Annotated in this window: 19 protein-coding genes; 4 read left to right on the top strand and 15 right to left on the bottom strand. The window is 65.3% G+C overall.

Annotated features, from left to right (window positions below; translation table 11 throughout):
- Window positions 1-151: 151 nt before the first annotated feature.
- From ACKLLE_RS16785 to ACKLLE_RS16770, 4 genes are all read right to left on the bottom strand, one after another.
- A complete protein-coding gene (locus ACKLLE_RS16785) occupies window positions 152-1,615 on the bottom strand; it encodes an efflux transporter outer membrane subunit (RefSeq protein WP_420058576.1) in 1,464 nt (487 codons plus the stop codon).
- Window positions 1,612-2,673 carry an HlyD family secretion protein gene (locus tag ACKLLE_RS16780; RefSeq protein ID WP_064302410.1) on the bottom strand — a complete coding sequence of 354 codons (1,062 nt, stop codon included), beginning with the start codon at window positions 2,671-2,673 and terminating at the stop codon, window positions 1,612-1,614. The genes ACKLLE_RS16785 and ACKLLE_RS16780 overlap by 4 nt, the downstream gene beginning before the upstream one ends.
- A gap of 27 nt (window positions 2,674-2,700) precedes the next feature.
- Complete coding sequence (locus ACKLLE_RS16775; RefSeq protein ID WP_420058575.1) at window positions 2,701-4,242, bottom strand: MFS transporter; 1,542 nt, start codon at window positions 4,240-4,242, stop codon at window positions 2,701-2,703.
- A gap of 106 nt (window positions 4,243-4,348) precedes the next feature.
- Window positions 4,349-5,254, bottom strand: coding sequence for a LysR family transcriptional regulator (locus ACKLLE_RS16770; protein ID WP_064302408.1), 906 nt, complete (start codon window positions 5,252-5,254; stop codon window positions 4,349-4,351).
- Between the two features lie 150 nt (window positions 5,255-5,404).
- On the opposite strand from ACKLLE_RS16770, the gene ACKLLE_RS16765 reads away from it, so the two are divergent.
- Both ACKLLE_RS16765 and ACKLLE_RS16760 read left to right on the top strand, forming a co-directional pair.
- Window positions 5,405-5,860, top strand: coding sequence for a universal stress protein (locus ACKLLE_RS16765; protein WP_420058574.1), 456 nt, complete (start codon window positions 5,405-5,407; stop codon window positions 5,858-5,860).
- A gap of 165 nt (window positions 5,861-6,025) precedes the next feature.
- On the top strand, window positions 6,026-6,349 hold the full coding sequence (locus tag ACKLLE_RS16760; protein ID WP_064302406.1) for a DUF3509 domain-containing protein: 324 nt from the start codon (window positions 6,026-6,028) through the stop codon (window positions 6,347-6,349).
- Between the two features lie 48 nt (window positions 6,350-6,397).
- Here ACKLLE_RS16760 and ACKLLE_RS16755 read toward each other — a convergent pair whose 3' ends face one another.
- From ACKLLE_RS16755 to ACKLLE_RS16715, 9 genes are all read right to left on the bottom strand, one after another.
- On the bottom strand, window positions 6,398-7,807 hold the full coding sequence (locus tag ACKLLE_RS16755) for an HAL/PAL/TAL family ammonia-lyase (RefSeq protein WP_064302405.1): 1,410 nt from the start codon (window positions 7,805-7,807) through the stop codon (window positions 6,398-6,400).
- Window positions 7,804-8,820 (bottom strand): ornithine cyclodeaminase family protein, encoded by a 1,017-nt coding sequence (locus ACKLLE_RS16750; RefSeq protein ID WP_420058573.1) that lies wholly within the window; start codon window positions 8,818-8,820, stop codon window positions 7,804-7,806. Before ACKLLE_RS16750 ends, ACKLLE_RS16755 begins: the two co-directional genes overlap by 4 nt.
- The gene (locus tag ACKLLE_RS16745; protein WP_064302403.1) at window positions 8,820-9,824 is read right to left on the bottom strand and encodes an ABC transporter substrate-binding protein; all 1,005 of its coding nucleotides are present in this window, start codon (window positions 9,822-9,824) and stop codon (window positions 8,820-8,822) included. The genes ACKLLE_RS16750 and ACKLLE_RS16745 overlap by 1 nt, the downstream gene beginning before the upstream one ends.
- 110 nt (window positions 9,825-9,934) lie before the next feature.
- Window positions 9,935-12,595: a TonB-dependent receptor domain-containing protein gene (locus ACKLLE_RS16740; protein ID WP_420058572.1), complete on the bottom strand. Its 2,661-nt coding sequence runs from the start codon at window positions 12,593-12,595 to the stop codon at window positions 9,935-9,937.
- 105 nt (window positions 12,596-12,700) lie between these two features.
- Complete coding sequence (locus ACKLLE_RS16735; protein WP_420058571.1) at window positions 12,701-13,642, bottom strand: DUF4880 domain-containing protein; 942 nt, start codon at window positions 13,640-13,642, stop codon at window positions 12,701-12,703.
- 1 nt (window position 13,643) lies between these two features.
- Window positions 13,644-14,150, bottom strand: coding sequence for a sigma-70 family RNA polymerase sigma factor (locus ACKLLE_RS16730; protein ID WP_064302401.1), 507 nt, complete (start codon window positions 14,148-14,150; stop codon window positions 13,644-13,646).
- Window positions 14,151-14,250: 100 nt separating this feature from the next.
- On the bottom strand, window positions 14,251-15,018 hold the full coding sequence (locus ACKLLE_RS16725; RefSeq protein ID WP_420058570.1) for a phosphate/phosphite/phosphonate ABC transporter substrate-binding protein: 768 nt from the start codon (window positions 15,016-15,018) through the stop codon (window positions 14,251-14,253).
- Window positions 15,019-15,030: 12 nt separating this feature from the next.
- Complete coding sequence (locus ACKLLE_RS16720) at window positions 15,031-15,972, bottom strand: fatty acid desaturase (RefSeq protein ID WP_420058568.1); 942 nt, start codon at window positions 15,970-15,972, stop codon at window positions 15,031-15,033.
- A 186-nt stretch (window positions 15,973-16,158) separates the two neighbouring features.
- The gene (locus tag ACKLLE_RS16715; protein WP_009395129.1) at window positions 16,159-16,629 is read right to left on the bottom strand and encodes a phosphate-starvation-inducible protein PsiE; all 471 of its coding nucleotides are present in this window, start codon (window positions 16,627-16,629) and stop codon (window positions 16,159-16,161) included.
- 246 nt (window positions 16,630-16,875) lie between these two features.
- On the opposite strand from ACKLLE_RS16715, the gene ACKLLE_RS16710 reads away from it, so the two are divergent.
- Entirely contained in the window at window positions 16,876-17,142 is a 267-nt protein-coding gene (locus tag ACKLLE_RS16710) for a YebG family protein (protein ID WP_009395127.1), read from the top strand.
- A 3-nt stretch (window positions 17,143-17,145) separates the two neighbouring features.
- Here the strand turns inward: ACKLLE_RS16710 and ACKLLE_RS16705 are convergent, their stop codons facing one another.
- Window positions 17,146-18,171 (bottom strand): Leu/Phe/Val dehydrogenase, encoded by a 1,026-nt coding sequence (locus tag ACKLLE_RS16705; RefSeq protein WP_064302398.1) that lies wholly within the window; start codon window positions 18,169-18,171, stop codon window positions 17,146-17,148.
- A gap of 116 nt (window positions 18,172-18,287) precedes the next feature.
- Between ACKLLE_RS16705 and ACKLLE_RS16700 the strand changes: the two genes are divergently transcribed.
- Entirely contained in the window at window positions 18,288-19,094 is an 807-nt protein-coding gene (locus ACKLLE_RS16700) for a transglutaminase family protein (protein WP_420058567.1), read from the top strand.
- Window positions 19,095-19,203: 109 nt separating this feature from the next.
- Here the strand turns inward: ACKLLE_RS16700 and maiA are convergent, their stop codons facing one another.
- Window positions 19,204-19,839, bottom strand: a complete 636-nt coding sequence (gene maiA, locus ACKLLE_RS16695) for a maleylacetoacetate isomerase (protein WP_064302396.1) — start codon at window positions 19,837-19,839, stop codon at window positions 19,204-19,206.
- Window positions 19,840-19,854 lie beyond the last annotated feature (15 nt).

Genomic DNA, 19,854 nt, shown 5'->3' with positions numbered 1-19,854 from the left:
GTTCCCAGCTGATATGCAACAGTTTATGGATGTGTTGTTCATCCTGGCCTCATCGCTGGCAAGCCAGCTCCCACAGGTTTGCATGTGGGCCTCCTGGTGTTAGATCAATCGAAAGAACGACGGAGATTGGGTGAACCCGCTCCCACAGGGTTTAGTGGTACTGGGCCATTTGTGGTGTTTCAGCCAGATCGAAGGCCTGCCAGCCGCCACCCAGCGCCTTGTACAACCCCACCAGCGCCTGCGACACCGCCGCCGAGCTGTCGATCCATTGCTCCTCGCTGGCGAGCAATGCCCCTTGCACGGTCAGCACATTGAGAAAATCCACCGCGCCTTCGACGTATTGCCGCTGTGCCGTGTCCAGCGCGATGCGGTTCTGCCTGACCGCCTCGGCGAGATGGTCGCGACGCAACTGGCTGGCGTTGTAAAGGCGTAGCACATCGTCGATTTCATGCCAGGCGCCGAGCACCACCTTGCGGTAGTTCAGCGCCGCTTCCTGCTGCTGTGCCTCGCGCAGTTCGAGCACACCGCTCAGGCGCCCGCCTTCGAAGAGCGGCAGGGAAACCTGCGGACCGATGGCGAAGCGCCGTGAGTCCCAGGCGCCGAAATCACTCAGTTGCATGGCCTGGAAACCGAAATTCCCGGACAAGCGAATACTTGGGTAGAAGTCCGCCTTGGCCACGCCGATGCTGGCCGTGGCGGCATGCAGGCGGGCCTCGGCCTGGCGGATATCCGGCCGGCGCTCGGCCAGTTGCGACGGCACACCGATCGCGAAGCGCTGCTGCGGCGCGGGCAATTCGGCGTTTTCCAGCAGCTCGCCTTGCAGGGTGCGCGGGGGTTCGGCGGCGAGCAGGCCGATGGCGTTGATCAGGTCGGCCTGGCGCGCTTCAAGCGTCGGCAGGCGCGCCTCGATGGAGGCCACCTGGGCACTGGCCTGGGCCACATCGAGACGGGTAGCGACCCCTTGGACCTGACGGTCATTGGACAGCTTGAGGCTGTGTTGCGCGACCTTCAGGTTGTCGCGCGTCACCGCCAGGGTGTGCTGCACCGCGCGCAGCTGGATGTAGTCGCCCGCAGTCTCCGCCAGCAACGCCAGCAACACGCCGCGACGGTCGTTCTCGGCCACCTCCACGCCAGCATCGGCCGCCTCGACCTGACGCCGTACCCGGCCCCACAGGTCCAGCTCCCAGCCGGCGACCAGATCGCCCTGCCAAAGGTTGTAGGCGGCCTTGCCTGAATTCCCGGACGGATCGTTCAGCCCTTCGGCACTATTGCGCGCCCGGCTGTAGCCGCCGCTGAAGCCCAGCGATGGCGTTTCATCGGCGGCGATGCTGCTGCGCAAGGCACGGCTTTGCAGCAGGCGCGCGCTGGCCATGCGCAGGTCGAGGTTGTTGGCCACGACCTTCTCGATCAGCGCACTGAGACGGGCATCGTGAAAATTCTGCCACCAGCGCAGGTCCAGCGGCTCGGCCGTCGGCCGGCTGGCCGCCGCCTCGCCTTGCAAGGGCGTCCACTGCTGTGGCGCCTGGCTATCCGGGCGCTGGAAGTCGGGGCCCAGGGTGCAGCCGGCGAGCAGCATGCCGAGCACGATCGGGGTCAAGCGAAACAGCTGGCTCATCGTGCGCTGACCTCCTTGCCATCCAGGGTATCGCCCCGGGTGTCGATCACCGCCTCGACCGACATGCCGACCCGCAGGCGCTCTAGCAGCGGCTGGTCGGCATCGAAGACGATCTTCACCGGAATGCGCTGGACCACCTTGGTGAAATTGCCCGTGGCGTTATCAGGCTTGACCGCGGCGAAGGTCACCCCGGTGGCCGGTGCGATGCTTTGCACATGGCCGCGCAGGGTTTCGCCGGCAAAGGTATCGACACTGATGCTCACCGGCTGGCCGGGCTGGACATGGGTCAGTTGGGTTTCCTGGAAGTTGCCGACGACATAGGCGCGGTCCAGCGGCACCACCGAGAGCAGGCGCGCTCCTGGGTTGACGTAGGCACCGACGCGCAGCGCCCGCTCGCCGACCATGCCGTCCACCGGGGCGACGATGCGGGTGTAGGACAGGTCCAGGTTGGCCTTTTCCACACCCGCTTCGGCCCGCTTGAGCTGGCCGTCGGCGCTGGCTACCTGGGCTTCGAGGATGTCCACCTGCTTGCGGGTCGCCAGCAAGGCGGCCTGGGCGTTGGCCAGCCGTGCACGGGCCTGGTCCACGCGGCTGCGCGCCTGCTGGGCATTCTGCACGGTACCGGCGCCCTGCTCGGCCAGGCGGCTGTAGCGGGTGGTTTCATGATCGGCAAAGGCCGCTTCCGCCTGCGCCGCCTTGACCGCCGCTTCGGCCTGGGCGATCAGCGAAGCCTGGCGCTCAAGCGTGGCACGAGCATCGGCGCTTTGCGCCCGGGCCACCAGCAACTGCGCCTGGGCTGCATCGAGGGCAGCCTGGTAATCGCGGTCGTCGAGGGTCGCCAGCAGTTGCCCGGCCTGGACCTGCTGGTTGTCTTCGACCAGCACCTGCTTGATGAAACCGGCCACCTTGGGCGCGACCACGGTGTAGTCGGCACTGACATAGGCATCGTTGGTGCTCTGCCGCTGGTCGCTGCCCAGCAGGTGCGGGCCGCCGAGGGCAGCGAGGACGGCGATGGCGAGCACCGAGCCGATAAGGATGTTCTTGCGGGTAGGGGTCATGTCGGCAAATCTCGAATTCATCCGGGCTCAGGCCACCGCGCGCGGTGGGTAGACCCGTGTAGGCACGAAAGGAATCAGGCAGATCAGGGCCACGGCGATGCAGGCCATGACCAGGTACAGGTCGGCCGAGGTCAGTACCAGGGCCTGTTCATGGATGCGCCCGGCAAGGCCGGCGGCGCTGTCGTCGAGCAAGGGCGCGTTGCCCAGGCTGTCGCTGAGGTGGGTGGAGTGGAAATGCCGGCGCAGGGTGCCGAGGGCATCCAGCAGGCCACCGGCGACCACTGCCGCCAGGCCCTTCACCGTGTTGAACCAGGCCGAGGCGAACGGCCCTTCCTGCGGGCTCATGCCGTTGGTGGAGAGCATCAGCAGCGGCAGCACGGCCATCGGCTGGCCGAACACGTGGAGCAGTTGCAGGACATAGAAGTTGTCGCGGATCCACGCCGACGTCAGCTGGGTGCCACCGAGGCAGGCCAGGGCCAGCAGCCCCAGGCCGCACGCCAGGACCCAGCGGCAATCCACTGCGCGGATATTGCACAGCGCCGCCACCAGCGGCAGCGAGATCAGTTGCGGCATGGCCACCAGCAGCATCAGCGGGCTGGTCTGGGCCGGGCGATAACCCTGGACCTGGGCCAGGTAAGTCGAGGGAATGCTGATCGCCGCCGAGAGCACGATCAGCACCCCGGCCAGGGTCACCAGGGCGAAGCTGAGGTTGCGCCGGCCCAGCATGCGCAACTGGAAGAACGGCAGCGGCTCGGACCATTCGTTGAACATGAACAGCACCAGCAGCACCAGGCCGCCGCCGAGCAGCCAGCAGATCAGCGGCGAATCGAACCAGCCCCAGCGGTCGCCAAGGCTCAGGCCGAGCACCAGCGAACTGATCGCCGGCAGGCCCAGCAGCACGCCGCGCCAGTCCAGTTGCCGGAAACGCTCCAGGCGCAGCGGGTCCTGGGGCAGGCCCCAGCCGACGCAGAACATCGCCAGCAACGACGGCACGATGATCTGCCAGAACGACCACTGCCAGCCAACATATTCGGTCCACAGTCCGGCCAGGGGCGTACCCAGGTTGGGGCCGAAGGTGGCAGTGAGGGCATAGCAGGCCAGGCCATGGACCTTGATCCCCGGCGGCAGGAAGCGCAGGGCCACGCTCATAAGCATCGGCGGTAGGGCACCGCTGGCCAGCCCCTGGAGGATGCGCAGCAGCATCAGGCTGTACAGGTCCGGGGCGTAAGGCTGCAGCAGCCCGAGCACGGCAAACAGGGCGATGGCGGACAAGGTGAAGCGACGCAGGGAAAAGGTGGTGGCCAGCCACGGTGAGAAGGCCATGGCCGAGACGGACGCAGCGGCATAGGCCGCGACCAGCCAGGCGCCCTCGTCGGCACCGATGCCCATGGCACCACGAATGTCCGCGAGGGAGATCTTGGTCACCATCTCGTTGAGCCCGGCGCACAGCACCGCCAGCAACACGCCGAACAGCCCGACCACCACCTGCAGGCCGAAGGCCGGCTGCGCCGGGGCCGTCGTTTGAGCAGCAACGACAGGCGCGGCAAGAGGGGTGGATAAGGACGACAATTGAAATCTCCAGCAACAAATTGACTGGAGAAAGTCTAGAAACCTCGAATGCTGACGAAAACTGACTTCTCGACAGCTTACAGTTGCGCCAGACGCAATCCGTGCCTCACGGATCCACTGCGCAACAGGCCTTCAAGGTCTGGCGCAGCCAGCGGTGGGCGGGGTCGTTATGGAAGCGTGGATGCCAGGCCTGCATCACCGTTACCCGCTCCATCGGCAGCGGAATCTCGAAGGAGCGCAGCGGCAAGCCGAGCCGGTGCACGCTGTTGAGGATGTTGGCCGGCATCGGCAGGATCAGGTCCGAAGCCGGCAAGGAGAACATCGCCGAGTGGAAGCTCGGGGTAATCAGCGCCACTCGCCGCTGCACCTTGTAGTTGGCCAGTTCGACATCGATAGGCCCGTTGGCCCGGCCACGGCGCGACACGCTGATCTGCGGATAGGCGGCGAAGGTTTCAGGCGTGATCTCCTTGTCGAAGATCGGGTGGTCACGTCGCGCCAGGCCAACGTAGATGGTATTGAACAGGCTCTGCACCTTGATCTCCGGCCCAAGCTCGATGCTTGAACTGATGAGCAGGTCGGTGCGTCCGTCACGCAGCACTGCGTCGTCGTCGCCGCCGCTTTCCGGAACGAAGCGCAGCACGGTGCGCGGTGCCTGTTCGTGCATGGCGCGCAGCAGTTGCGCGCCATACAAGGCGATGAACAGATCGTTGGTGCGGATGTTGAAGGCACGCTCGAGGTTGAGCAGGTCCACCTCGTCGCCACCGCGAAAGACCTGCCCGGCCTGCTCCACCAGCCCCCGCACCTGCTCCTGCAGGGCCAGGGCCCGCGGCGTCGGCACCAGGCCGCGACCGGCACGGACCAGGATCGGATCACCCAGGGCTTCGCGAATACGCCCCAGGGTCCGGCTCATGGCCGCCGGGCTCAGGTTCATGCGCTGGGCGGCGCCAACCACGCTGCCCTCGTCGAGCAAGGCGTCGAGGGCGACCAGCAGGTTCATGTCCGGGAGTTGCATGCCGGCTTCCGTTTGTCGAGTGATGAAAATGCGATCTTAACAGCTGGCTGGATTGCGCCGGACGCAACATTCCAGTGCATGGCAGGCCATTTATCGGGGCGCGGCGATGGGCGGAGAATGCCGTTTCCTGCTCCTTTCCAAGGAATCCGCATGTCCAGTCCGGTACTGATCGCCATTGATGCCTCTCCCGCCTGCAGCACCCTGCTTGACCTGGCGCGCCGCTACTGCCGCCCTGAACTGCACCGTCTGCATGTGCTGTTGGCGATCGACAGCACCTTCGCGGTGCATGATCATCCTGCGCCCTACACCCGGGGCGAGCTGGAGGAATACCCGGCGGCCTGCGACGAACAGCAATTGGCCGAGCGGGCGGTCGGCGAGGCGGTCAAGGCGCTGCGCACGGCCGGGTTCGGCGATTGCACCGGCAGCCTGGTGACCGGCGAGCCGGTGGAGGCGATCGTTGGTACGGCGCGAGAGCTGGGTGTGGAGTTGATCGTCATGGGCCACCGGCACCTGTCGCGGCTGGGGCGGTTGCTGGATCCGTCGGTGAGCGGGAAGGTGATCGATCAGGTGGGATGCCCGGTGCTGGTGGGGGCTACCGGGCATTGATGGCGATCTTTCGGGCCTTATCGCTGGCAAGCCAGCTCCCACAGGGATGGTGGGCACCGAAAGATCTGTGAACTGACATGACCACTCGGCCCGGGCCTTGCAACCCTGTGGAACTACCCATCGAGCGCTTAGTCAATCGATGCATGTCCTTGTCAGGTGAGCACCATGCACAATCCCTTTCAGCAGATCAGCGATGCCTTCTCGGACGAGTACCGGGTCAACCTCAGCATCGAACGCCTGGACGGCAGCATCATGCTGACCCTGTCCAATGAACACGGGCGCGTGGTCGCCAAGCGCTTGATCAGCCGGGAGCAACGAGATTGCCCGAAACGGCTGGAGCGGTTGATCGACAGCATCAGGTTCGGGATTGCCATCGAGCAGGGGCATAGCGCGGTGGATATCCTGGCGGCGATGACCGAGCGCCATGGCGGTGGCCGTTGGGGCCTCATCGCTGGCAAGCCAGCTCCCACAGGGTCCGCGCAGATCTGAAGCCCTACATCAAACTGTGGGAGCTGGCTTGCCAGCGATTGGGCCGCGCTAGCGGCCCCAGAATTCCCCGGTCACATCGATGGCCCTGTCGTCCTCCACGAACGCCACCACCTGCCTGATTTGCCGGTAGATCGCGGACGCCTCCGAACCCAGCGTGATCCCCGCCCGCAGATCCACCGCCTGCGCCGCCACCACCGCCTCGATCCTGACCAGCCACTCCACCCGTTGCACCAGCCGCGCGGTCTTCTCCACCACCGCCAGCCCCTGCCCCGCGTAATCCTCGACCCGGTCCGCCACCGGCACGCTGAGCGCCGGCAATGGATTGGCCAGGTGCACGATCTCCGCCACCAGCGCCGCAGCCGTGCGCTGCAGGGCCGCCAGCCCGACACTGCCCGGACGCGGACTCAAGGAGTGCGGCAACTCGCTGGACCCAGGCGACAAGAGCTTCGCCATTCGCTCGGCACTGGCGACCGCCAGTCGGCTCAAGGCCAGCCCCAAACCTTCGAATGCCAGCGCCAGATGGGTACTGTCGAAGTTCGCCGTCACCAGCACCTCACGGCTTTTCACTACCAGCGCCGGGTTATCCGCCCCGCTCTGCAGCTCGATCACGACGATGTCCCGGGCCCGCGCCAGTGCATCACGTACCGCCCCCAGCACCACCGTGGAACAGCGAAAGCTCAACGGATCCTGCAATCGCCGCGCCTGCCGATCGCCGCCTTCGAGCAAGGCCAGCAACGCTGTCGACTCCTCCACCAGCCCCGGCGCGGGCCGCAAGTGCGCCGCCTGAAACGGTGCCACACCAGCGCGATAACCTTCGCAGGACAACGCCAGCACACCCCGCTGCCGGTCCAGCAACCGCTGCGTCTCGCTGACCAGCAAGGCCCCCAGCCCGATACTTGCCGAATTGGCCGAGACCAGCGCCAGGCCGTCCTTGTCCCGTGGCACCAACGGCGCCAGCCCGGCCCGCTGCAAGGCTTCAGCCGCTGGCAAGCGCTCGCCGTGATACTCGACCCAGCCCTGCCCCTGCAAAGCCAGGGTCACATGGGCCAGGGGCGCCAGGTCACTTGCCCCAAGCGAGCCGAGCAACGGCACCTCGGGGTGAATGCCGTGATCCAGAAAATCCCCAAGCGCCATGGCACTGGCGAGAGAAATGCCCGAGCGTCCCAGGGCCAGCCCGGCCAGCCGCGCCGCCATGATGGCCCGTACCTCCCGCCGCGACGCCAGCCGCCCCACACCCACCGCCCGGCCGGCAGCAATGCGCTGCTGGAACCCGGCATCGCCCTGCGCGTGATCCACCGCAGCCCCCAGCCCGGTAGTCACACCATAGATGGGCGCACCCGCTGCGATCAGTTCCAGCAACAAGGCATGCCCGGCGTCGATGCGCCCTCGCATACCTTCATCCAGTCGCGCCGACACCTCGCCATCCACCACCGCCAGCAAACGCTCGATGGGCCTCATGCCCAACGCAACCGCTGGCCAATCCCCAAGTGCCGGGCCTTGTCCAGCAAGGCATGGCCGAGGGCGATATCGCTCAGGCTCAAGCCGCGATGCCAGAACAGGATGGTCTCGTCCGGATGCTCGCGCCCCGGCCTCAGCCCGGCGACGATCTGCCCGAGTTCGGCATGCAAGGTCTGCGCGCTCAGCCGCCCTGCCTCGACATGGGCACGCAGCGAGCCGAACTGCCCACCCTTGCATTGTCCCCAATCGTCCACCACCAGCTTGTCCATGATGTCGGTCAGCGACAGTTCCACCGCGCTCATGGTGCCGTAGGGCACGACAAAGGCGCCCGGCTCGATCCACTCGGTGCGCAACAACGGCTCGGGCCGTTCCAGCCGCGATGCTTCGACCACGATATCGGCGCCGCGCACGGTGCTCTCCCAGTCCTCGGTCACCACCACCGGCTTGCCCAGGTCACGACGCAGGCGCTCGGCGAAGGCTTCGCGGCTCTCGACCCGACGCGAATGCACGCGGATCTCGTCGAAATCGAACAGGTGATCCAGCAGGCGCACATTCCAGTACGCCGTGCCCCGCGCGCCGATGTGCCCCAGCACCTTGCTGCCGGGCCTGGCCAGGTGCCGGGCTCCGATGGCGGTCAGTGCACCGGTGCGCATATCGGTGATCGCCGAGGCATCGAGGATCGCCTTCGGCACACCGGTGGCCGGGTCCAGCAGGTTGAGAATCGCCAGCTCCGACGGCAGGCCCTGGCAATAGTTGTCGACGAAATCACCGACCACCTTGACCCCGGCCCGGCCGATCCCACCACCGAGCACGCCGCGCAGCACATTGAAATGACCATTGATCCCGGCACCGGGAATCAGGTGGGTACGTGGCTCGATCACCGCCTCGCCCTGCCCCTGCAAAGCCAGCCCGGCTTCGACGGCGGCGAGGATTTCGTCGTTGTCGAGGTTCAGTTCGGCGACGTCGAGACCATTCAGAAAATCGATGTAGATCGGTTCATGCACGCTGCTCATCACAGGCTCCCGCTGACTTTCGCGGCGACGTCGGCTGGCACCCAGGCGCTCCAGACCTGTGGATGGTCACGCAGGAAATCCTCGGCAACAGCGCGAGGTTGCAGGCGTTTTTCGCTCATGCGGGCGAGGGTCTGGTTGAGCAGCTCGATGGGCAGATCGACCTTGCCGAACAGGTCCACCAGCTCCGGATATTGGGCATGGAAAGGTGCGGACACGCCAATCGCCAGGCGTGCCGGCATCGAGCGGCTGCCCCGGGGATTGGGATGATTGGCGTTGGCCAGGGTTTTCCAGGCTTCGGCATCGAATGGCGGCTCTTCCAGCTTCACCAGCTTGTAGCGGCCCAACAGTGGGGTCGGCGACCAGTAGTAGAACAACACCGGCTTGCCGCGGCGGATCGAAGAGGCCACTTCGGCATCCAGCGCCGCACCGGAGCCGGTACGGAAGTTGACGAAGCTGTCGGTCAGGCCATAGGCCTTGAGCTTCTGGCTATTGACGATTTCCGAGGTCCAGCCGGTGGGGCTGTTGAGGAAGCGACCCTTGTCCGGGGCTTCCGGATCCTGGAACAGCTTGGCGTAGCGCGGCAGATCGGCAACCGATTTCAGGTCCGGCGCCAGGGCCGGGAGATTGCGTTCGGGATCGCCCTTGACGACGAATTCCGGCACCCACCAGCCTTCGGTGGCGCCCTTCACCGTATCGCCGAGGCCGAATACCTTGCCCTCGGCTTCGGCCTTGACCCAGGCCGGGCTACGGCCGGCCCACTCTTCACCGATCACCTGGATATCGTTTTTCGCCAGCCCCGCTTCGAGGCTGACGGTACTGCCGGGCAGGGTGTCGGTGGTGTAGCCGTAGCCCTTTTCCACCAGCAGGCGCAGGACCTCGGTGATGAAGCTGCCGCTTTCCCAGGTGATGTCGCCGAAGTGGATGGGCTGGGGTTTGTCGGCGGCGTGGGTGAGCAACGAGAGGGTGACGAGGGCGGTGCCCAACAGGGTTTTCAGGAGTTTCATGCTAATGCCTCGGGTTCGGCTGTGTCCCTCAGGGCCTCATCGCTGGCAAGCCAGCTCCCACACTGTGGGAGCTGGCTTGCCAGCGATGAGGCCCTGAAGGGCACTGAAGATCAGAAGTCGTAGGTGAGCTTGGTGTAATAGAACGCCCCCTCGGGCGCCGAAGGCGCGAGGTAGCTGTACTGCTGCCCCGGGGTCTGGCGCAGGCGCAGGTTGAAGTCGTCCGGCTTGCTGTCGAACAGGTTGTTGGCGCCCACCGACAGCTTCAGTTGCTTGCTGAACGCGTAGTTCACGTCCAGGTCGGTGTTCCATTGCGCCGAGAAGGTCTGGTCGTACTGCGCGTTGGCCGCCGAGGCCGCGTATTTGCGGTACTCGCCATAACGGGTCTGGGCCAGGCTGACAGTCCACGGCCCATAGCGGTGCACCGCGCCCAGCACCAGCTTGTCTTCCGGGTAACCGTGTTCGAGGAAGCCGCGCGCCTCGCGGGTCAGCACATCGAAACCGTAGGGGTTGGCGTTCACCGATTCGATGGTGGTACGCGCCTTGGTATAGCCCGCCGACAATGCCAGGTTGCCGAAGCGCTGCAGATCCAGGTTGTACTTGCCGACGATATCGACGCCCCGGGTGCGGGTATTGGCCGCATTGGTCATGAACTGTGCCCAGCTGTACTGGCCGTAACCGGCGGCGGCGAGAATGCGCTCCGCGTCCGGGCCGGAAATCCCGCCGCTGTAGAGCAGGCGATCCCGGATGGTGATCTGGTAGGCGTCGATGGTCAGCGACGCCTGCTCGCTCGGCCGGAATACCACGCCAAGGGAGTAGTTGGTGGATTTCTCCGGCTTCAGCGCCTCGGCCCCCAGGGCCTGGGCCGCCGGGTGATCGACCGGAAGGATCCGCGTCAACACCGGGTTGCCGTTGACATCGACGTTGGTGGTGGTGGTCCAGGAGGTGCCGATCTGGCCCAGGGTCGGCGCGCGATAGGCGCTGTTGACCGTGGCCCGCAGGCCCACCTGCGGGGTCAGCTCGTAGCGCGCCGAGAGCTTGCCGGTGGTGGCCGAACCGAAGTCCGAGTAGTGCTCGGTACGCCCGGCGATGCCCACCTGGAATTTCTCGGTGACCTGGTTCTCCAGGCCGAAATACACCCCGCCAACATCGCGCTTGTAGGTCCCGGCGTCGTCGGGCATCAGGCCGGAAGCCTGCACCGCCCCCACCTGCACGCCATCGATGCCGCCATAGGAGTAGGAATCGTAGTCGCCGTCTTCGAGGCGGTATTGCTCGTGGCGATAGGCGATGCCGGCGGAGACGGTCAGCGGGTTGTCCGACCAGGCCACGGCCAGGTCCCTGGCGTAGTCGATGCCAAGGTTGGTCTGTTCGTTGACCAGGGTCGCGACATCGAACTTGGTCGGGCTGTTGGCGCCATAACTCGGGTTGACCGTATCGAAGGCCAGCTCGTCATGCTTGTCGCGGCCATAGGTGGCACTGAAATCGAAGCGCCCGATGGCCTCGTCTTCGAAGCGCGAGCCGACGGTGAACGAGGCATCTTCGTAGCGGTAGCGATACTTGGGAATGGTGCCGCCGGGATACAGCGCGGCGACGTTGTTCGGGTTGGACGCCAGCAACGGCGGCGTGTTGTTGATCGACTTGTCCTGGCCGAAGGTGGCGAAGCTGTAAAGGCGCCACTGGTCATCCAGGCCGACCTCGGCGTTGGCAGCGAGGTTGTACTTGTCGCGAGACGCACCGCCCCAGCGCGGGTCCTGCCAGGTGCCGCCGGCCTGGTACTGGTCGCCGATATCGGTGGGCTTGGTATTGACCCCGTTGAAGCTCAGGGTGAGGAAGCCGTCCCCCGGCAGGCCCAGGCCGTACCAGCCATCGGCGCTTTTGCTGAAGCCGTCGCCCTGGGCGTACTTGCCCAGTTGGGTATTGAGCTGGCCGCCGCTGTCGCGCTCCTTGAGCACGATGTTGACCACCCCGGCCACCGCGTCGGAACCGTACTGGGCAGACGCGCCGTCACGCAGCACCTCGACATGGTCGATGGCGCTGATCGGAATCATGTCCAGGTCGACCGGCTGTGCGCCAATGAACGGCACGCCGCCGGAAATGTTCACCACCGCCGAGGCATGCCGGCGCTTGCCATTGACCAGCACCAGGGTCTGGTCCGGGGCCAGGCCGCGCAGCGAGGCGCCCTTGGGGTTCTGCCCGCGGGTGGCGCTCTGGTTCTGCGGAAAGTTGAACGACGGCAGCAGTTGGAACAGCGCCTGGTTAAGCGTGGTGGCGCCGGTCTGCACCAGTTCCTCGCTGTTGATCACATCTACCGGCGCGGCGCTGGTCAGGGCGGTGGCGTCGCTGCGGCGGGTGCCGAGGGCGACCACGCGATCCAGGGTCGGCACGCTGGCGGCGGAGGTTTCGCGGTTGGCGATCCGGCTGGCACTGGCAGTGCCGGTCGCCGACGACGATTCGGCCTTGTCCTTGATGATGAAGGCGCCGGTCGGGCTGACTTCCAGGGCCAGCCCGGTTCCCTGCAGCGCCACCTCGATGGCCTGGGCCGCGGACAGGTTGCCGTCGACCCGCGCCGAGGAATAACGCCCCAGCTCCGGCGTGAAGGAAATCACCTGGCCGCTCTGCCGGCTGATGTTCAGCAGCACCTCGTCCAGCGGGCCGGATTCGAGATGCCAGGCCTGGCGCGCTTCGTCGGCGAAGGCCGCACCGCCCAGCAGCAGGCTGAAGGCGATGGCCACGGATGTCTTGTTGCGTTGCGTGTTGTATTGATTCTTGCGCACAACGATTCCCCCCACGGAATCCAAACCGCGCTGCTCCCTCGGCAACGCTTGCGGGAAGGGTGTGGCGCGGGCCGGGGAAATCTTGCAGATCGTTTGGTTATGGGCTTATGCCGCCGTCAGCGTGACCCAGTAATCGCTGCGTCGATTGATGCGGATCGGCAAGGTACGGCTGAGTGCTTCGAGGACTACATCGCTCTGGTCGAGGCGGTACAGGCCGCTGACCCGCAGATCGGCGATGGCCGGGTCGAGGCGCAGCACCCCATGGCGATAAGGGCGCAGGGCCTCGATCACTTCGCTCAGCGGGCTGCCGCGTACCTCCAGCAGGCCATTGACCCAGGCGCTGTCGCCGCTGCGCAGGGCCTGGACCCTGCCGAAACGCAAGCGGTCGAAGGTGACCTCCTGGCCGGGCTGCAACTGCAGGCGGTCGCCACCACGGGTAACGATCTGCAGCGGCGCCTGCATGGCGCCGACCCGGCACTGGCTGTCGCGATCACGCAGAAGAATCCGCGCATCGCGGCCATACACCTCGCCACCACTGGTTTGCAGGATGAAGGGGCGGTGGTCGGCGGCCACCTGCAGCAACCCTTCCCCACCCCGCCATTTCAACAAGCGGCGCTGGCTGTCGAATTGCACATCGGCGGCGCTTTGCGCGTTGAGCACCAGTTCGCTGCCGTCGTCCAACTGCACGGTCTGGCGCTGGCCGATGCCCGTGGAAAAATCGGCGCCCAGCGAGTCGAAAGTCGGCGTCAGGCTCCAGCCGCCGCCGATCATCAGGCCGGCACCGAGCAAGGCGCGCTGCAACACCTTGCGCCGGCTCGACGGCGCATCCAGCGCCCGTTGCAGCACACCGCCATCGATACCCTGGGCAATCGGCACCTGGAACACGCCGAGGGTGCGTTCCAGGCGCAGGCATAGTTCTTCATGGCGCGGATCGCGGGCACGCCAGGCCAGGAAAGCCTGGCGCTCCGCATCGCTGGCCTGGCCTGAACGCAGCAGGACGATCCAGTGGGTGGCCTGTTCGAGCAGGCGTTCCTGTTCGGCGCTCATATCACTCCAGGCTGGCCTTGAGACAACGGTGGATGGCCTTGGCCATGTAGTCGCTCACCGAGCGTTGCGAGATGCCCAGTTGCGCGGCGATTTCCGGGTAGGTCAGGCCGTTGACCTGGGACAGCAGGAAAGTCGCCTTGACCTTGGCCGGCAGGCCGTCGAGCAACTCGTCGATGATCTGCAGGGCTTCGAGCATCTGCGCCAGTTCTTCCGGCGAAGGTGCCTGCGCCTCGTCGTCCAGGTCCAGGGCATCGAGATAGGCGCGCTCCAGGTCGCGGCGACGCCAGAGCTGGTACATCAGGCGCTGGGCAATGGTGGTCAGCAGTGCCCGCGGCTGGCGGATCGGCTCGGCGACCGGAGCACTGAGCAACTGCACGAAGGTGTCGGCGGCGATATCTTCCGCGCCACCATCGCCCAGGTGTCGGCGCAGGCGCAGGCACAGCCACTGGTAATGGTTGCGGAACAGCGAGCCCACATATTCGCGGTGGGCGTGGTCGAGACCGGACATGAATGACTCCAGAAGGAGGATTGCTTGAGATGTCCGGTGGTCCGGTGACGCCATGCTAGAGGGAGGGCTTATGCTTTAAAAATATTTAAAAAGCATTCGATTATTCGAATTTGAAATTAGGGGCATCGCGCTCGTAGTCGAGCAGGATCTGGTAATCGGCTTCGCTGGCAGCCAGGACTTCGCGAATCGCCAAGGTGTCGGCGAACGCGTGCAGCGTCTGGTTCAGCGCTTGGCGGATGCGTTCGGCGCCGGGCTCGTCGAGGTGGGCCGGGCCGATGAAGGGCAAGGTCGGGCTCGGCGCACTGCTATCGAGAATCCGCAGGCCGCTGACTTCTTCGCTGCGGTCGCGGGCGAGGTAATCCCAGGTGATGCTGTCGATCGCCGCCAGATCGCCCTGCCCTGCCTTCAGGGCCTTGAGGCTGTCGCGGTGGCCGCCGGTGTACTGGATCGCGGAGAAGAAACGGTTGTCCCGCTGCAAGGGCGCGAGGCGATGGCGCAACAGGTTCATGCCGGAATTGGAGTCGGGGCTGTTGAGCAGGCCGCGGCTGTCGAAGAAGTCGGTCAGCGTGCAACGCGGATCGTCTTCGCGCACCACCAGCAGGCTGCAATGGTTGCCGGCGCTGGCGTGGGGCAGTTCGTAGACCGGGCGGCCAATGACCCGGACCTTGCCGCGCAGCAGGGTCATCAGCGGGTAGCCGCAGGTCTGGGCGAACAACAGGTTCGGCGATTGCCACAGGGTGGGCAGGTCGAGGGCACTGGCGTCCTCACGTACCCCACCAAGCAGATCCAGCGTGTGTTGCAGCCAGGATTCGCTGGCCGCGCGAACCCGCGAGGGTGCCACGTACATCAGCAGTTCGGCGTAGGCCATGGGTACTCCGGGTCAGGCGAAAGGATGTTCGGGGCTGTCGATGGGACGCAGGCTGTGCGCGCGGATCAGCTCGCCATAGCCGTGCACCAGATAGCCGCCACTGCGCGCCAGCCATTGCTCGCGACGCTGGCGGTAGACGGTTGGCAGGAAATACCACGGCAGGCCTGGCAGGTCGTGGTGCACCAGGTGCAGGTTGAGGTGCAGGAACAGCCAGGTCCAGGGCCAGCCGGCCTCGTTGAGGACAGTGCGGTGCTCCGGGCGTTCGGCGGGGCGGTGCTCGTAGAAGGAACGCAGCATGGCCACGGACAACGCCGGCACGCTGGCCAGGAACACATACTGGGCAATGGACAGGGCGCTGTATTCGGCGATGAAGGCAAACATCAACAGTGTGCAGAAACCGTGCGTCAGCCACATGCGCCAGGCCTGGCGGTCCACCTGTTTCAGCCGGGTGAGTTGTTCCCGGGCAAGGCCGAACAGGGCTTGCGGAGCGCCGGTCAGCAGGCGTCCGGGAACGGTCTTGTCGAGCCAGCGCAGGGCCCGGTCGGTCTTCCGGGTGCGTTGCCAGGCCTGCTGGCCGAGGTAGCGGCTTTCGGGGTCGCGGCCCGGCAGTGTGAGATCTTCGTCGCGGTGATGCAGCAGATGGCTGTCGCGATACAGGGTATAGGGGTACCAGACGGCGAACGGCGCGTAGCCGAGCAGCTTGTTCAGCCAGAGTAAGCGGGTCGGATGGCCGTGGAGCAGCTCATGTTGCAACGACAGCCAGAGCACCAGCAGCGGGATCAGCAGCAGCGTGGTGAGCCCGGCGCCGAGCAACGAACTGCCCAGCAACAGGGCGAACCAGCCGGTATAGGCCCCTATCAGCAGCAGCCAGGTCGGCCACTCGCTGCGCCCGAGGAAGCTGGCGTGCAGGCGCAGCACTTCATCGCGCTGGGCGTCGTCGAGGTAATGAGGCATGAAGGGGATCCTGAAATGGCGGATAACCCCTTGTGGAGTGAGGCGGGAAAATCTTGCAGATCGATTGGTTATAAAGAGCAGGATCTTTTGTTGTTTTGAGGGCCTCATCGCTGGCAAGCCAGCTCCCACAGGATCCTTGTGGGAGCTGGCTTGCCAGCGATTGGGCCCTCAAGAACAAAGCAAAAATTACCTGCCTTCCTCCACATCCTTGCCACTGGCATCGATCGCCCGGCTCGACGGGTAGCGCGACGACGCGTAGCGCACCACCAGGATCGAGAACGACAGCAGCAGGATGCCGCCGCACAGGTACAGCAGCCCTTCGTCGGGTGCCTTGTGGTGCGAGACGTCACCGATCAGCAGGCGGGTCAGCGCGGTGATCGCCACATAGAGCAGGAAGCGGATCGGCATGTGGTTGGTCTTGAAATAGATCCCCACCATCGCGCCCAGCTCCAGGTAGATGAACAGCAGCAAGATGTCGTCGACGCTGACCCCGCCCTTGCCGATCATGTCGATGAAGGTGGCGACCGCCGCATAGGCGGTGATGGCACCGATCCCGAACAGGGCCAGGTAGTGGAACGCCTCGACGCACAGGTTGCCCAGCGAGTCGGCCCCGCCATGCAGGCCCTTGCGCAGTTTTTCAGCCCATTTGATGTTCACGATGCGAATTCCCCGATACGGCTTGGAAGAAGGATGCTGCCGGCATATGACGGCTATGCCTGCATGCAGTAAAAAGGCCAGCGGCCTCGCTTGAGAAGGCGACCGATTGCCGCAAGGCACGCCCGCACACCCTCCGCCTGCAAAAATCTGGGCTATAAAAAGGCCACTATCCAATACCGGGCGATTACTGTATAAATACCCAGTATTCCGTATTCCTTCAATTTCGAAAAAGGCGTGAGGTGATGAATGGCCGTCGAAGTGGTGTACCGCAGCAGCCGCGACCTGGAGCGTTTGTTCATGGATAAAGCCGAAGCAGACCGTCACGACAAGATGCTCGAGCTGGCCGAGATGCTGGCTGAAGTCCTGAAGAAGGCCGTGCCGTCGCTGGACGAACAGCAGGTCGATGACATCGGTATCTACATGGCGAAGAACCGCGACGTGTTCGCCAAGGCCTTCAAGAGCCAGCCGGATGCCCTGTCCGAACTGCTCGAGGCACCTGCGGACGCGGAGTGAGCCCTAGGCGTTACCGTATACCAGGCGCTCCGCCAATTGCTCCGCCACCCGCGCCGGCGAGCGTTTTTCCGCCTGGGCGTGGGCGAACACCTCGGTCAACCGGCTGGGGATCCGCGCCAGGTGGGCGGTGATGTCGGGCAGTGCCTGGCCCTGATGGGTCAGTGCCACGTAGATCAGGCCGCCGGAATTGATGATGTAGTCCGGCGCATAAAGGATGCCGCGGCTTTCCAGTTGATCGGCCACCTGCAGGCTGGTCAATTGGTTGTTGGCCGAGCCGGCCACCGCGGCACAGCGCAGTTGCATCACGCTTTGCCCGGTGAGGATCGAGCCCAGGCCGCACGGCGCGAAGATATCGCAAGGGGTGCCTACCATCGCTTCGGCAGCCACGGGCTGGGCGTCGAATTGTTCCATCGCCAGTTGCACCCTGCCCTGGTCGTGGTCGCTGACCAGCAGCTCGGCGCCCGCCGCATGCAGCTGTTCGGCCAGCGCATAGCCGACATTGCCCAGCCCCTGCACAGCTACCCGCAAGCCCTCCAGGTTGTCGCTGCCCAGGCGCGCCATGGACGTGGCGCGAATGCCGGCGAACACGCCCATCGCCGAATGCGGCGAGGGGTCGCCGGCGCGGGTGGTGCTGGTGACGTGCCGGGTGGACTGGGCGATGCAGTCCATGTCGAGGGTCGAGGTGCCACTGTCGATGGCGGTGATATAGCGGCCTTCGAGGGACTCGATGAAACGGCCGAAGGCTTCGAACAGCGCAGCGCGATTTTCCACATGGGGATTGCGGATGATCACCGCCTTGCCGCCGCCCAGCGGCAAGCCGGCCAGGGCGGCCTTGTAGGTCATGCCCTGGGCCAGGCGGATGGCATCGCTCATGGCGCTGTTGTCATCCGGGTAGGCCAGGTAGCGACAACCACCCAGCGCCGGGCCCAGTTGCTCGTTGTGGATAGCGATCACCGCCTTGAGGCCGGTGGCCGGGTCGGTACAAAGGTGCAGTGATCGGGTGCGGGTGCTTTGCATGAGAGCGAACATCTGCGGGCCCTCTTGAACAGTGCTGCATCCAGTATAGGTGTGCCCTCGATGGCTGCCGCAGCACTGGACGAAACGCCGTGCCAGGGCTAAAACAGAAGCTCTTGACGGAGATCGCCATGAACCCACGCCACGCCTGCCTGGCCTGTCTGGAACGCACGCCCCCGGCCTTGTTCGAAGCCGGATTGTGGGTGGCTGCCGAGCATGACGCCAGGGTCGATCCGGCGCAGGTGATGCGCGGGCTGCGCGAGGTGCAGCATGAGGTCAGCAATGACCTGCCGCTGCTGCCGCTGAACGAGCTGGCCCAGCCACTGCTGCGCAAGCTGTGCTCGATGGGTTTCCAGGAAGACGAATACCACCCCTTGCGGCCCCAGGCGGCACTGCTCGATCAACTCATGCAACGTCGTCGCGGCCAGCCGCTGGCCCTGGCCCTGCTCAGCCTGGAGCTGGCGCGGGGGTTGTCGATTCCGTTGGAAGGGGTGAATTTCCCTGGACATTTCCTTTTGCGCGTACCGGGTGCAGACCATCTGCTCGACCCCTGTGGCGGTCGGCGCTTGTATCCGGCCGATTGCCGGGAATTGCTGGGGCGCCAGTTCGGCCCGCAAGTGCCGTTGACCGCCGAGCATCTGAAAACGGCCAGTGCACGGGAGATGATCCAGCGGCTATCGCGCAATCTGCGGCAGTTGCATTCGACCCACGGCGACGATATCGCGGCGCTGAGGGATGCCGAGCGGGTGATGGAGCTCGGAGCGCCACTGGCCAGCGATTACCTGGCCCGGGCCACGCTGTACCAGCATCTGGATTGCCCGCAGGCCGAGCGTCATGACCTGGAGCATGCATTGCTGCTGACCGATGACCCGATCCAGCGACTGCGGCTGACGGAGCGGTTGGGGCATTTGCCCAGCGGGAAACGATCCGTGCATTGACCGCCGGGTTTACGCGGACCTTGTGGGAGCGGGTTCACCCGCGATGACGATAGTGAACCCACCGACGTCATCGCGGGTGAACCCGCTCCCACAAGGCCCGTGGAGGCCGTTAGCCTGCAGCCGGTGTATCCGGCTGCCGCGAAGGATGCGCCAGCACGAACGCCGGATGCTCCTCCGCCAGCCCCACCACCCGCAGGATCCGCGGGTACCCGCCCAGATCGACATTGAAGCGCCTGGCCGCGTACACCTGCGGAATCAGGTAGACATCCGCCAGCCCCGGCTGCGCGCCGAAGCAGAAGCCTTCGTCACCGATCAACCGTTCCACCGCTTCCAGCCCCTGGCTGATCCAGTGCGCGATCCAGCGATTCACCGCATCCTCGTCCTGCCCCGTCTCGCGCAGTAGGTTCAGGACGCTGACGTTGTGCAGCGGATGGATATCGCAACCGATCAAGGCCGCCACTCCCCGCGCCCGGGCCCGTTGCACCGGATCGTGCGGCAGCAGTGCCGGCTGTGGATAAACCTCTTCCAGGTACTCGATGATCGCCGGCGATTGCACCAGCAATTCCCCGGAATCGGCCTTGAGCATCGGCACCCGGCCCTGGGGATTGAGCGCAAGGTAGTGTTCCGCGCGCTGCTCGCCCTTGAGCAGGTTGACCGGCAGCGACTGGAACTCCAGCTGCTTCAGCGCCAGGGCAATGCGAACCCGGTACGACGAGGTGGAGCGGTAGTAAGTGAAGAGTTCCATTGGGTTCAGGGCCCT

Origin of the sequence: Pseudomonas bharatica, assembly GCF_048586865.1 — a bacterium.
Lineage (GTDB): Bacteria > Pseudomonadota > Gammaproteobacteria > Pseudomonadales > Pseudomonadaceae > Aquipseudomonas > Aquipseudomonas bharatica.
This window is presented reverse-complemented; position numbering and strand designations above follow the sequence as displayed.

Bases quoted from the DNA above. Each gene is read 5' to 3' on its own strand.
- ACKLLE_RS16785 (WP_420058576.1), bottom strand. From the start codon at position 1,615: ATGAGCCAGCTGTTTCGCTTGACCCCGATCGTGCTCGGCATGCTGCTC.
- ACKLLE_RS16780 (WP_064302410.1), bottom strand. From the start codon at position 2,673: ATGACCCCTACCCGCAAGAACATCCTTATCGGCTCGGTGCTCGCCATC.
- ACKLLE_RS16770 (WP_064302408.1), bottom strand. From the start codon at position 5,254: ATGCAACTCCCGGACATGAACCTGCTGGTCGCCCTCGACGCCTTGCTC.
- ACKLLE_RS16765 (WP_420058574.1), top strand. From the start codon at position 5,405: ATGTCCAGTCCGGTACTGATCGCCATTGATGCCTCTCCCGCCTGCAGC.
- ACKLLE_RS16760 (WP_064302406.1), top strand. From the start codon at position 6,026: ATGCACAATCCCTTTCAGCAGATCAGCGATGCCTTCTCGGACGAGTAC.
- ACKLLE_RS16755 (WP_064302405.1), bottom strand. From the start codon at position 7,807: ATGAGGCCCATCGAGCGTTTGCTGGCGGTGGTGGATGGCGAGGTGTCG.
- ACKLLE_RS16750 (WP_420058573.1), bottom strand. From the start codon at position 8,820: ATGAGCAGCGTGCATGAACCGATCTACATCGATTTTCTGAATGGTCTC.
- ACKLLE_RS16745 (WP_064302403.1), bottom strand. From the start codon at position 9,824: ATGAAACTCCTGAAAACCCTGTTGGGCACCGCCCTCGTCACCCTCTCG.
- ACKLLE_RS16735 (WP_420058571.1), bottom strand. From the start codon at position 13,642: ATGAGCGCCGAACAGGAACGCCTGCTCGAACAGGCCACCCACTGGATC.
- ACKLLE_RS16730 (WP_064302401.1), bottom strand. From the start codon at position 14,150: ATGTCCGGTCTCGACCACGCCCACCGCGAATATGTGGGCTCGCTGTTC.
- ACKLLE_RS16725 (WP_420058570.1), bottom strand. From the start codon at position 15,018: ATGGCCTACGCCGAACTGCTGATGTACGTGGCACCCTCGCGGGTTCGC.
- ACKLLE_RS16720 (WP_420058568.1), bottom strand. From the start codon at position 15,972: ATGCCTCATTACCTCGACGACGCCCAGCGCGATGAAGTGCTGCGCCTG.
- ACKLLE_RS16710 (WP_009395127.1), top strand. From the start codon at position 16,876: ATGGCCGTCGAAGTGGTGTACCGCAGCAGCCGCGACCTGGAGCGTTTG.
- ACKLLE_RS16705 (WP_064302398.1), bottom strand. From the start codon at position 18,171: ATGTTCGCTCTCATGCAAAGCACCCGCACCCGATCACTGCACCTTTGT.
- ACKLLE_RS16700 (WP_420058567.1), top strand. From the start codon at position 18,288: ATGAACCCACGCCACGCCTGCCTGGCCTGTCTGGAACGCACGCCCCCG.
- maiA (WP_064302396.1), bottom strand. From the start codon at position 19,839: ATGGAACTCTTCACTTACTACCGCTCCACCTCGTCGTACCGGGTTCGC.